This window comes from Tsuneonella sp. HG222 (assembly GCF_053819185.1).
This window is the reverse complement of the sequence record NZ_JBSOQZ010000001.1, coordinates 1,500,920-1,513,387: the sequence shown is the minus strand read 5'-3', so window position 1 is coordinate 1,513,387 and position 12,468 is coordinate 1,500,920. Positions and strand designations below refer to the sequence as shown.

At 66.1% G+C, this 12,468-nt stretch carries 11 protein-coding genes; 6 read left to right on the top strand and 5 right to left on the bottom strand.

The annotated features are described in order from the left end of the window. Window positions 1-166 precede the first annotated feature (166 nt). From ACWPMZ_RS07580 to ACWPMZ_RS07555, 6 genes are read left to right on the top strand one after another with little or no spacing between them, the layout of a single operon-like run. Window positions 167-1,294, top strand: coding sequence for a CapA family protein (locus ACWPMZ_RS07580; protein WP_455703397.1), 1,128 nt, complete (start codon window positions 167-169; stop codon window positions 1,292-1,294). Continuing rightward, entirely contained in the window at window positions 1,291-2,319 is a 1,029-nt protein-coding gene (locus ACWPMZ_RS07575; protein ID WP_455703396.1) for a hypothetical protein, read from the top strand. The genes ACWPMZ_RS07580 and ACWPMZ_RS07575 overlap by 4 nt, the downstream gene beginning before the upstream one ends. Window positions 2,320-2,345: 26 nt before the next feature. Beyond that, window positions 2,346-5,033, top strand: a complete 2,688-nt coding sequence (locus ACWPMZ_RS07570; RefSeq protein ID WP_455703395.1) for a TonB-dependent receptor plug domain-containing protein — start codon at window positions 2,346-2,348, stop codon at window positions 5,031-5,033. After that, window positions 5,033-6,544: a tannase/feruloyl esterase family alpha/beta hydrolase gene (locus ACWPMZ_RS07565; RefSeq protein WP_455703394.1), complete on the top strand. Its 1,512-nt coding sequence runs from the start codon at window positions 5,033-5,035 to the stop codon at window positions 6,542-6,544. The genes ACWPMZ_RS07570 and ACWPMZ_RS07565 overlap by 1 nt, the downstream gene beginning before the upstream one ends. A 13-nt stretch (window positions 6,545-6,557) precedes the next feature. After that, window positions 6,558-7,589 carry a LacI family DNA-binding transcriptional regulator gene (locus ACWPMZ_RS07560; protein WP_455703393.1) on the top strand — a complete coding sequence of 344 codons (1,032 nt, stop codon included), beginning with the start codon at window positions 6,558-6,560 and terminating at the stop codon, window positions 7,587-7,589. A gap of 20 nt (window positions 7,590-7,609) precedes the next feature. Continuing rightward, window positions 7,610-8,551: a hypothetical protein gene (locus tag ACWPMZ_RS07555; protein ID WP_455703392.1), complete on the top strand. Its 942-nt coding sequence runs from the start codon at window positions 7,610-7,612 to the stop codon at window positions 8,549-8,551. On the opposite strand, the gene ACWPMZ_RS07550 is transcribed toward ACWPMZ_RS07555, so the two are convergent. Genes ACWPMZ_RS07550 through ACWPMZ_RS07530 form a run of 5 tightly spaced genes read right to left on the bottom strand, consistent with a single transcriptional unit; the run spans window position 8,552 to window position 12,447 of the window. After that, a complete protein-coding gene (locus ACWPMZ_RS07550) occupies window positions 8,552-8,782 on the bottom strand; it encodes a hypothetical protein (RefSeq protein WP_455703391.1) in 231 nt (76 codons plus the stop codon). It abuts the gene before it with no gap. Further along, on the bottom strand, window positions 8,779-9,141 hold the full coding sequence (locus ACWPMZ_RS07545) for a hypothetical protein (RefSeq protein WP_455703390.1): 363 nt from the start codon (window positions 9,139-9,141) through the stop codon (window positions 8,779-8,781). Before ACWPMZ_RS07545 ends, ACWPMZ_RS07550 begins: the two co-directional genes overlap by 4 nt. Then, window positions 9,138-9,464 (bottom strand): c-type cytochrome, encoded by a 327-nt coding sequence (locus ACWPMZ_RS07540; protein WP_455703389.1) that lies wholly within the window; start codon window positions 9,462-9,464, stop codon window positions 9,138-9,140. Before ACWPMZ_RS07540 ends, ACWPMZ_RS07545 begins: the two co-directional genes overlap by 4 nt. Continuing rightward, complete coding sequence (locus ACWPMZ_RS07535; protein ID WP_455703388.1) at window positions 9,461-11,002, bottom strand: FAD-binding protein; 1,542 nt, start codon at window positions 11,000-11,002, stop codon at window positions 9,461-9,463. The genes ACWPMZ_RS07540 and ACWPMZ_RS07535 overlap by 4 nt, the downstream gene beginning before the upstream one ends. Next, on the bottom strand, window positions 10,999-12,447 hold the full coding sequence (locus ACWPMZ_RS07530) for a carotenoid oxygenase family protein (RefSeq protein WP_455703387.1): 1,449 nt from the start codon (window positions 12,445-12,447) through the stop codon (window positions 10,999-11,001). Before ACWPMZ_RS07530 ends, ACWPMZ_RS07535 begins: the two co-directional genes overlap by 4 nt. Between the last annotated feature and the right edge of the window lie 21 nt (window positions 12,448-12,468).

The window sequence follows — 12,468 nt, the reverse complement described above, 5'->3', positions numbered from 1 at the left end:
TCGTCGACAATTTCATCAAGACGATTTCCGACGATTTGGGCGTCGTCAGCGTTGCAAGCGCTTGCAGCGCGACATAATCTCCTCGCATGGGGAGAGTGGTTCTGGAAATCCGGCGATGCCGGATCGCGCACGGCATTCGCGACCGTGCACATGGTCGCCAGCCCGCATGCTGACCCAGTCGCTCATTGCCGTCGGGGACCTGGCAATGGACCGCGACGATTACGACGAGAGCTTCGTTGCAACGCGCGACATCCTGGCAGGCGCCGCAATATCATTCGGGCAACTCGAAACGAGCTTTGCCGAGCGGGGAGTAAGGTTGCCGCAGGCGCGCCATGCCGTGCTCGCGAGGCCGGACGGTGCGGCCGCCCTGGGCCGGGCCGGCTTCGATGTCGTTTCGATGGCGGGGAACCACGTGCTCGATTGGGGACACGACGCCTTCTTCGAGACCCGCGACAATCTCATCGCCGCAGGGGTAGAAGTCGTCGGCGCCGGGCGCACCATTCGCGAAGCGCGCCAGCCCTACTGCAAGACCCTGGATGACGGCTCGAGGGTCGCGCTGCTCGCCTACTCCAGCATACTTCCGCAAGCCTACTGGGCCGACGAGCGACGCCCCGGGTGCGCGCCCATGCGCGCATTCACCGTGTACGAGCAGATCGAGCACGACCAGCCCGGCACACCAGCGCGCATCCATACCTACCCGCACCGGGAAGACCTTGCCGCCCTCGAATCGGACATCCGATCCGCCAAGGCCCAAGCCGATGTCGTGGTGGTTTCGCTCCACTGGGGCATCCACTTCGTCCGCGCGGCAATCGCGGACTACCAACGCGACGTCGCACGCGCCGCCGTGGCGGCCGGGGCCGATGCGATCATCGGCGGGCATGCGCACATCCTCAAAGGCATCGAGGTCATCGACGGCAAGCCGGTGTTCTATTCGCTGTGCAACTTCGCCACCGATCTTCGGATGGACCCGGCGCATGCCGCCTCGAAAAGCTTCAACGAGATCCGCGTCCTGGCCGAAGAGTGGGAGCCAGATTTCGACAGCCTCTACAACTTTCCCAAGGCATCGCGCCTGGCGATCGCGGTGCGGCTCGACATGGCCGGCGGGCGGGTGGTGCGGGCCGGCTACCTACCTTTGCACATCGGCCGTGACGCCGTTCCGCGTTTCGCCGCGCGGGGGTCCGCGGAATTTGCCGAAGTCGTGGACTACCTGACTGCCGTCACCGGCGAGGCCGGGCTCAACGGCACGGTGCGCGTCGATGACGACATGGTGGTGGTGACGGAGGCGATACGATGAACCGCTGGGCATCCACCCCGGTGGAGGGCTTCGTGCTCCTCTACTTCCTGATGTATCTGCCCAACGTCATCATCACGCGGTTGGTGACCACCACGATCCATCCGGGTCTGGGGCGCGCGCCGACCGGCCTTGAGACTCTGCCGGCGTCGCTCATCATCAATCTCGTTCTCACTTACGCTTTCATCTGGCTTTCCGGCTGGCATCGCGACGCGAACGCGGTGCAACTGGGCGGCCACCGGGTTCCGATCCCGACCCGCTATACCTTCCTGTCGGGTATCGGCACGGCACTGGTGCTGTTCACCGTGCCGCTGTCGTTCACCTTCACCGACGTCTCGATCCCCTTCATCCAGTTGCTGATGCGCGGAGACATCCTGGTCATCGCGCCCTTGGTCGACATGGCCTTCGGGCGGCGCGTGCGCTGGTGGAGCTGGGTCGCGCTGGCGATGGTCATGGCCGCGCTGGTGATCACCCTTTCGGACCGGGGCGGCCTGCGCCTGCCCCCGATCGCGATCGCCACGGTCGTGCTCTACACCTTCGGATATTTCCTGCGCCTGGCGGTGATGACCAAGGTCTCCAAGACGGGCGATCCCGCTTCCATCCGCAAGTATTTCGTCGAGGAAAAGATGATCGCGCTGCCCATGTCGGTGGCCGCCCTTGCGCTACTGTCGTGGAGCGGCATCGGCAGCCAGTCGGGCGAGCTGGCGTGGGGCTTCCTCGCGGTGTGGAGCGACCCGGTGATCTGGCCGCTGCTGGGCATCGGTTCGACGCTGACGGTGATCTCGATCCTAGCGATCATCATCCTGCTCGACCCGCGGGAGAACGCCTACTGCGTGCCTTTGGAACGCTCGGCCAGCCTGATCGCCGGGATCGGCGGTTCGATCATCCTGGCCTGGGGGTGGGGGCTGCCATTCCCGCGCAACGCAGAACTGATCGGCGCCGGCATCCTGATCGCAGCGATCGTGCTGCTGTCGCTGGCGCCCCGTTTCGAACGAAGCCGACAGGTCGCAATCGCAGAAAGCAACTGAAACGAAGACATCCGGAGGGGATCGACATGAAGACGACATCGCTTTGCAAGGCCCGCCTGCTGGGCTGCAGCGCTGCTACCTTGGCGGCGGCGATCGGGGGAACCCCGGTTTTCGCGCAGACTGCTGCCCCCGTCGAACAGGTCCGCCAGGATGCCGATGAAGGCGAGCCTCAGTCGGCCACCAGCGCCGCCGACGCTGAGGAAATCGTCGTCACCGGTTCGCGGATTCGCGGGGTGTCGGCCGTCGGCTCCAACGTCATCGCATTCGATCAGACCGAGATCGCCGAAGCACCGGCAACGACGACTGCGGACCTGCTGCGCAAGGTTCCCCAGATCATCACGCTCGGGGCCAACCCGGCGGGGGGTTCGGCGCAGAACGGAGCGGCCAATGCCACACGCAGTGCAGGCATCAACCTGCGCGGCCTCGGCAATTCGGCCACGTTGATCCTTTACGATGGGAAGCGGCTTCCACCGCAAGGCACGCAAGGGCAGTTGACCGATCCGTCGGTCATCCCCGCCATCGCGCTGGGGCGCCTCGAAGTCGTCGCCGACGGCGCGTCCGCCGTTTATGGATCCGATGCCGTCGGCGGCGTGGTCAACTTCATCCTGCGCAAGAACTTCGACGGCCTCGAACTCAGCGCGCGGGCGGGGATGACGGAGGGCGCGTCCTACACCGAGAAGCAGGTCTCCGGCCTGTTCGGCAAGACCTGGGGCAGCGGTTGGGGCATGATTGCCGCCGAATACACCGACAGTTCAGCGCTCTACGGCTACGACCTGCCCTGGTATCAGACCGACAACCGAAGCCGGGGCGGGCGCGACCTGCGGTCGAACTTCTGCAACCCCAGCACCATCACGGTCGGGGGCGGGACTTATGCCATCCCCGCAGGCGGCGTGACTCCGGCGAATGTCGGCACTCTGGTGCGGGGCACACGCAATTCGTGTTTCTACAACGGCCCGCAAGACAACGCGGTGCTCCCCGAAAGCGAACGCCGGAGTGTGATCGGCGCCGTGTCGCAAGACCTGGGCGATCGCATCCGCATCTTCGCCGATGGCTTTTATGGCAACCGGAAGGGCAGGTTTCCCTTTCTGCCGAGCGCGACGCTAACCGTGCCGAGCACCAATCCGTTCTTCGTGACCCCCGTGGCGGGCGCGACGTCCGTCAGCGTGACATGGTCCATCGCCCCGGACGTGGGGCCAGTGTTCAATCCCTATTACACCGAATCCTGGAATGTGGCGGGCGGGGTCGAGGCTCAGCTGTTCGGCGACGTGCAGGCCACGTTCTATGTCTCGCACGGCGCGTCGGAGGATCTGGCCGACCGGCGCAACAACGGCATCAACGGGATCTTTGCCGCGCAAGCCCTTGCCGACCCCAATCCGGCGACCGCGCTCAACGTATTCGGCGGGCCGAACAACCCGGCCACATTGCGCCGCATCCTCGACAGCTACTTCGTCATCCTCGGGAAAACCGAACTCGACGTATACAACCTGCAGTTCGACGGCTCACTGCTCGAACTCCCCGGTGGAGCGTTGCGCTTCGCGCTCGGCGGGGAGTACCGCAAGGAATATACCTTCACCGATCTGATCACCGGCAGCAGCCTGGCGCAGACCCACGTCATCGATGACGGATCGCGCAACGTGAAGGCGCTGTTCGGGGAGCTTTTCCTGCCGATCTTCGGCAGCGGTAACGCACAGCCCGGCTTGCATGAGCTCTCGCTCTCGCTTGCAGGCCGGTACGAAGAGTACAGCGACTTCGGCGACACCGCCAATCCCAAGATCGGCCTCACTTACGCCCCCTTCGAGGGCATGCGCCTGCGCGCAAGCTACGGCACCTCGTTCCGTGCGCCGACGTTCACCGACAAGGCGGTTATCGGCGGCGGCGCCGGATTGTACTTCGATACGCTGCCAGGGCCTGCTGGGAATCTTACCGGGATCGGCATCGCGGGGGGGAACCCCGACATCAGGCCCGAGGAGGCAACAACCTGGTCGGTTGGAGCCGAGCTCGAACCCGCGGCAATCCCGGGGCTGTTCGCGAGCGCGACGTACTTCAACATCGCATACAGGAACCAGATTCAGGCCTTACGCGGGACTGCCAACCTGTTGACCAGCCCGCTCTACGCCTCGTTCGTGAACCTGGCGCCCACCGCTGCCCAGATCGCCGCGCTGCGCACCTCCGGACTGCCGATCAACAATCCCAACGTCCTGACGGGCAACATCCAGTTCATCGCCGACGGCCGCCGGCAAAATCTCGGCGAGAGCAAGATCGACGGGATCGATGCGCAGGTCGGCTACCGGTTCGACGTGGGGACTGCCGAGGTCGATCTGGGCGCGAACGCCAGCTATTTCCTGAGCTACGACTTCAAGGCGGTGCCCAGCGCTGCCTTTGCCGATGTTCTCGGCACCTTCGGATTTCCGCAGAAGTTCCGCTTGCAGGCCGATGCGGGTCTCAAGCTGGGGATCGTGAAGACCCGGCTGACTTTCAGCCACCTCTCCGGCTACCGCAATACCGGGGTCACGCCGGCGCAAAGGGTGAAGGCCTACGACACGGCGGACTTCTATGTCGGCGTTGACGTTCTCGATCGTGCGACGCTGGCGCTCGAAGTGCGCAATCTGTTCGACCGGGATCCGCCGTTCGTCGACGCGGCGACGGGATGGGATCCGCAGTCGGCCAACCCGCTCCCCCGCATGTTCGTCATCAACGCCCGCACGAAGTTCTGATGGCCGGGGGGCTGCTCGCCGGTTGCGCTCTGCTAGCCGGCGCGCATGCCGATCACGTCGTCGTCACGGCGGCGACGCCGATCGAGCAGGCCTGGCAGGCTCCGGGCGAAGGCCCGATGCGGGCGCAGTCGACGACGGTCCCGTTCTGCCGGGTAGAAGGAATGATCGAAGGCAATATCGGCTTCGAACTGTGGCTGCCGACCAAGTTCAACGGCCGTCTGCTCGGAGCAGGAGTGGGCGGCGATGCCGGGGTGTTCAACTATTCCGACAGCGCGCGCCGCCTGACCGAAGGGTTCGCCACGGTCACGACCGATGCCGGCCACAAGCGGACACAGGCCAGATGGATGGCCGACCCGAAGGCGCGCGTCGATTACGAGCACCGCGCGGTGCATCTCGCGGCCCAGTCGGCGAAGGCCCTTTTGGCCAGATATTATGGCCGGAAAGCCGATCGCAGCTACTTCCTCGGCTGCTCGGGAGGCGGGCGCCAGGGGCTCAAGGAACTGCAGCTCTATCCCCTCGACTATGACGGGATCGTCGCCGGCGCCCCCGGGCCCTACATGCCGCTCCAGTCGGTGCGCATGATGTGGTTCTCGCTGCTGCAGCAGGCGCGGCCGGAAGCGGCGCTGACCGATGCGGACTGGGACCTCTACGAGCAGCGTACGACCCGTGCGTGCGACGCTCTCGACGGAGTGACGGACGGTATCGTCGCCAGCCCCCCAAGCTGCAGGTTCGACGTTGCCGAGTTGAAGTGCGGGAAGGGGGAGTCCGCCGCCTGCCTGTCGCAGCCCAAGGTCGAGATGCTGCGCACAATCACGTCGCCGATGATGAGCGAAGCCGGCACTGTAATGGATCATGGCCTGCAGCCCGGCGTCCGAACACGGCCGGGCCCGCCGTCACCCCTGCTCAGGGCCATGTGGGCCGATGGCGTGTTCGACGATGGGGCGTGGGATGCTACGACGTTTCAGCGCAGCCGGGACCTGAAGGCGGCAAACCGCGCCATGCCGGAACTGCGAGCCGACCGTGCCTCGATCGAGCCCTTCATCGCCCGGGGCGGCAAGGCGCTGATCTACCAGGGATGGGCAGACCCTTCGACAAACGCCGATCCGACGATCGACTATTACACACGCCTGACCGGCGCCAACGGCGGGTTGGAGGCTGCGCGCAGCGCCGTCCGCCTGTTCATGGTCCCCGGGATGTACCATTGCGCCGGCGGACCCGGGGCCGACCAGTTCGGCGGAGCGGGGCACCGCAGCAACCCGGAAGACCCGAGGCGCGACGCACTGTGGGCCGTGATCGACTGGGTGGAGAAGGGCCGAACGCCTGAAGCACTGGTCGCACAGAAGATCGGCCCGAGCGGTCCGGATTTCACGCGACTACTGTGCCCGTTCCCGCAAGCCGCGCGCTACGACGGTGGGCCGAGTGCGAACGCCGCATCCTATTCCTGCGTTACCGATCCGGTCCTGCTTGGCTTGAGGGCGCGAATGGACCGTTGGCAGGACCCGGGAATATGATAGTCCGGCCCTGGTGACCAAACGGCGTCGAACAATCACGCGATCGCCACGCCAGCGCGGGCGGGCCCAGACGATCGACGACGTCGCACGCCTGGCCAAGGTCTCGACCGCAACAGTCTCGCGCTACGTCAACAACCCCGATGTCGTTGCGGAGGAAACCGGCAAGCGGGTGCAGGCTGCCATCGAAACGCTGGGTTACGTACCCAATGCGCACGCGGGAAGCCTGGCCTCCTCATCGAGCCACTTCATCGCAATCCTCGTCCCCAATCTGGCGAACTCGATCGTCGAGCGCACGATCGAGCGGCTGGTGGATCGCCTGGCGGAGGCGGGATCGGTGCCGTTCCTTGCGCTGACTTCGCTTTCCGAAGACCGCCACCGGGCCACGATCCTGGCCGCGCTGCAGCGGCGGGCCGAGGCCATCGTGCTGAGCGGCCCGGTGCCGCCCGACATGCGCGAATTGCTGCGCCGTTCGGATTCCACGACGATCGAGATGTGGGGAATGCCGGACGATCCGGTCGACGTGGCGGTCGGCTTTTCCCATTTCGAGGTCGGACGCGCGCTGGCGCGCTTCGTGTGGGACGCAGGCTATCGGCGGCCCCACCTCGTCACCGGCAAAGGCGTGCGTCCCTATCGCCGCCGCGAGGGCTTCCTGGGCGAATGGGAGCGGCTCGGCGGGCGGCCGGCCACCGAGTTCGAAGTGCCGATCCCGTCCGACTTCGGTCATGCGCAGGACGTTGTGACCAATGTTCAGGGCCTGGCCGAGAGGCCGGACGTGATCGTCACTGGGTCGGACTATCTGGCGATCGGCGTCATCGCCGTGAGCACCAAACGCGGACTGCTGGTTCCCAGGGACTATGCTGTGATCGGGTTCGGCGACATCGCCGCCGCCGAAGTGGTTCGTCCGCCACTGACCACTGTAAGGATCGACGGCGAACGCATCGCGGACGAAACGCTGAACATCCTGCGCAGCCGGCGCGAGGGCACGCCTTTGCTGACCAACAAGGTCGATTGCGGATTCGAGATCGTGAGGCGGGAGAGCGCCTGACACCTGAACGGGAGGGATTTATGAAGCGCGGGATTTCACTGGGGCTGGCGCTGGTTTTCGCTGCGGCGGCCCCGCAGGCCGCGATGGCGCAGGAGTGCGGGGAAAGCTGCACCGTGGGCCTGATGATGGACTACCTCGACGGGCTGGGTGTCGGCGACGCGTCGCGCATTGCCTTCGCTCCCGATCACAAGATCTGGGTCAACGGCGAGCCCGCCGACCTCAAGTCGGGTGTCTGGACCCAAGGGAATGGGTGGACGTTCCGCCATACCTTCGCCGACCCGTCGAACGGGCAGGCCATCACGCACGGCGTCATCCGCCTGGGCGAGGATGAACTCGCGCATGTCGCCGTTCGCATCGCCCAGAAGGGTGGCCGGATTGCCGAGAGCGAAATCATGCTCACCCGCAAAGGGGAGGCCGGTCTGTTCAATCCCGGAGAACCGCGCGACGGCGACCCCTATATGGACATCTTCATTCCCGAGGGGCGGCAACAAACCCGCGAAGAGCTGATCCAGGCGGCGCGGGGGTATTTCCAGACTCTGACGGACGGCAGCGTGAAAACGGCATTCCACCCCGACTGCAACCGGGTGGAGAACAACGTGCGCACGACCAACACCTCGCGCGGCGGCAGTGCCGGCTGCTCCGAAGGCATGGAGCGCTTCGTCTACATGCACAGCTATACGGGCCTGAGGTTTCCGGTGGTCGATCCCGCGCGCGGGATCGTGACGGCGATCACTCTGGTCGACATGCCGGTGCAACGCCGCACACTGACGGTGCGCGGAAAGCCGGTCGAAATCTCGCCAGAGCGCAATAATCTGCCGCGCAGCCTCTACCTGTTCGAGACCTTCAAGGTCGAGGACGGGCGCATCCGGCGGATCGAGGCCACCTTGCGCAACGGCCCGGTCGGCACGCTGTATCCGTTCGAAGGCGAGGCCCACAAGGGGCCGCCGATTCCTCCGATGTGATCAGACGAATTCGGGATGCCAGCTGGCCGGGGCATCCAGGATTGCACCAGATGCAGCCGGGATCACCGCGTCGGCATGCGACGAGGCATAGCCGATGCCCCAAAGCTCGGCGGGGTGCAGCGCCTTGCCAAGCGAAGCTGCGCGACCTGGCCCGGCAAGAACACGCGGGCCGACGGGCGTAGCCAGGCCCAGAACACCGGCGACGAGCAAGGCGCGGCGGGACGTTCTCATGCGATCGTCCAGGCATAAAGCCCGCCCGGCCGCGGCTCGGCGGAACGCAGGTTAAGGCCGCGCTCGCGCGCGAAGCCCTGGCAGATCAGCAGTGCCGACCAGGTGGTCAGTCCTTCCAGCACCGGCCGGCCGGCCAAGGCCGCTGGCAGTTCGCTGCGCCAGGCCCGGCCGAAACCCTCGTGCGCGGAATCGAAGGTCATGCCGCCTCGCTCTTTCGCGGCACGCCTGCCCTCGGCGCTGCGGCCGTCGAAGACGAAAACGCGCCCGGGCTGGGCAGCCAGGGCGACGGCGGGAACGGCGGTCGCCAGGCCGAGCCCGATCCCGCCCTGAAGCACGGTTCGCCGGGAAAAGGGCTTCATTTCGTACGCTCCAGATAGGCAGCAATCGACTTGAGGGTCGCGTCGTCCAGCTCGGCGCGCCGCAGCTGCGGCATCGATCCGATACCGCGCCGGACGACCATTTCGACATAGGCGGCGGGCAGGGTTGTTCGCTTTTCAAGCGCCGCCTCGCCTGCCGGAACGCGGCGGGCGAGCACGCGGCTCGCCCAGCCATCTTCCAGGTGGCACCCGGCGCAGTGCTCGCGAAAGGCCTGCTGACCTGCGTCACCCTCCTGGGCACCGAGCGGGGCCGACCAGATCGCCATCGCCGTCAGGATGAGAGTGGGGATCGCCGCGCGCATCATGTCCGCTCCTCGCGATAGGAACGCGGCCAGATGCCCATCTTCCCCGGCGCAATCACGCCCTTGGGATCGACCGCATCCTTCACCGTCTCGTTCCAGCGCCGCATCGCCCCGTTGTTGTAGTCATAGCTCTTCGCGACCTCGTCATACCACAGGACGTGCGTGCGGTACTCGCCCCAACCGTTGGCTGCGGCAGTCGTGATGAGCTTGGAGAACAACGTGTTTGCCCGTGCCATCATGTCGGGCTGGGCGCGGTCGAACAGGATCATCGTGATGTGGTTGAGATACCGCTGCCCGGCGGTGAAGCCGCCGTAGTAATCGAAGCCATGATCTTCGTACATCGACCGGATCAGCGAATACTGCTTCCACGCCTCCGCCCCGGAGAAGGGTGAGACCGGCGAGAAGGTAAGATGCCCACCTTGACCGCCGTGCCAATCGACGACCGACAACGCGCCAAGCGAGGGCGAGGGCGCGCCCGATCCCCGCAGGGGCTCGCCCCGCTGCCACATGGTTTCGGTGAATTCGGCCGAGACCTTGCCGCGGAACGCGTCCCGCACCTTTCCGGCGTTGATCGCGTTTATCCGCGGGTCGCCGAACAGGCGGACGGAGAAATTCCAGTGGCCGATCCCGGCCTTCACGCGCGCCTGTTCAAGCGCGGCGGGGGGGATCGGGCCGTCACCGTCGTAATAGGCCGCCTTCTGGCCCCGGGTGGCGAGATTCCGGATGATGTTGCCGAACGACGGATTGGCCTGCACCGTGCCGTCGAGCTTGAGCGGGCGCAGTGCATCGATCGCTGCCGGCAGCTCGTCGACCTTGGGAAGCTGCATGGCCAGGTTCAGCGTGCTTTCCGGCTCTGGCATCAGCCACAGGCCCATCTTGGTGACGATCCCGAAGTTGGACTGCATGAAGGCCGTGTCCCACGCCGGACCGAAGCCATAAGGGAAGGCTTGCCAGGTCTTGCTGCCGGCCAGCGCGCCCATCCCGGTGCGCAGCAGTTCGCCGGTGCCGGTGACGACCTCGAGCCCGCAAATCTTCGACGCATGTTCGCCGTAGGGCGTGTATCCCACGCCGCGTTCGAGAGCATTGCCGACGACGCTGCCCCAGGTGTGCGCCGGAGCGGACATCCACAGGGGAATGTTGTTGGCCACCAGATAATCGTGGAGATCGTCGAACCCAACGCCGGGCTCGAGCAGGGCAAACCCGTGCTCGACGTTCACCTCGAGGATGCGATTGAGCCGCACGAGATCGAGCGTGATCATGTCGGGCAGGCGCGGCGCGGCGCCGCCGTAGCCGAAGTTCTTGCCCCGGCTGATCGGCCAGAGCGGCACCCCGTGATCCCCAGCGAGACGCACCAGCGCCTGGATTTCCTCGACCGAGCCGGGTGCCACGGCGCCGCGAGGCGCGTAGCTTGCCGGATCGCGCGGCGCCATGGCGTCGGCATAGCCGAGAACGGCATCGTCGCCGCGGTAGACGTTCTGCGCGCCCACGATGGCCTCGAACGCCTTGAGCGCGCGCTCGAGACGGGCTGGATCTACGCTCACTTGGCGAAGCTCCAGGTCGGAACCCAGTTTCCGTGGATCTGTCCCGGCGCCTTGAATGGCAGGCGCACCCGCGCCACCGGTCCCGCGGCCAGATCGCGGGTATCGCCGACGATCAGTTCGGAATGCATGTCGGCATAGTTCGTCGCTAGTCCAAGGATCCAGCCATCGCCCTCGGGGGCGGTCGGGCTGCGCGGGGCAAAGGCGATTTCGCCCAGCGAATGGGTCGGCCCGGCGAACAGCGACTGCACCGCGCCGGTCGTGAAGTCGAACTTGCCGTAGCTGTTCACCGGCCGGCGCCCGCCGCCGCCCTCGAAGGGCCGGGCGGCATCGGAATAGCCGAGGAAGCCGTACCGGTAGTCGTGGCCGAGCAGCCGGTCGTCGATCCGGCTGAGCGAGCCGGGCTTGTCCGCGAACAGCTTTTCCTCCCGCCAGCCCTTGGCCTTGCCGCGCGTGTCGAGGGTGTACTTGCGCACCGTCGTCGCGGCGCCGGCAGGATCGAACGGGGCGCCGGACACTTCGGGAAAGAAGGGGAAGGGATTCGAATCGCTCACCGCGGCGTGCAGTGTGATCACCCCATCGCGGTCGCTCGCCGAGAAGGTGTGGACCATGGCCATCTCGGGCCCTTCGAACCAGCGGACTTCGCCCTCTCCGCTGCGCGGTACGACGCCGATGTAGCTCGGCACGCTGCTGTCCCAGCCCCAGTGGACCTTGCCGGCGCGCAGGCGCTCCATGCTGCTGACCATGCCGTAGACGGGGATCAGGATGTAGTTCTGCGACAGCGCGATGTCGTGCACCATCGACAGGTACGGCGCCTTGATCCGGCGCTCGCTGGTGACCTTGCCCGCGGGATCGATGGTGTAGAGCCAGATCGCGTTGGTCGCGAGGCCCTCGGCCTCGTAGCCGTAGGTGATCATTTCGCCGGTCTTGCCGTCCACCTTGGGGTGCGCGGTGAACGTGGGCGAGCGATATCCCCCACCGAAATCGAACGGCCCCCGCGTTTCCAGCGTTTCCGGATCGAGCTCGTAGGGCAGCGCATCCTCCTTCAGGGAGAGCAGGCGGCCGGCGAAGTAGACGATATTCGTGTTGGACACCGTGCCGGAGACGCCGGCAACACGCGGGTCGTCGGTGAACGGATTGCGATAGTACCCGAACAACTGCTCGCGCGCCGCCCTGTTGGCGAGATAGCGCGGCGTGCGCACAAATCGCGAGGTGAAGTCGCACGATCCGTCATGGATGCGGAACTGCGAAGCGATCCCGTCGGCCGCGAACGGCGAATCGTCGGCGAAGCGGGGCGGATAGAACCACTCCCCGCCCACGCGATAGAACACGCCGCTCAGGTCCTTCGGCAGAGCGCCGACGACCTCGCAGTCGAATACTTCCGAATCGAAACGCGCGGGTTCTGTCGGGCCGCGCAGGGCGGGCCGGTCCGCATAAGATAACGTCATTCGCAGGCCTCCTCGCCGCGC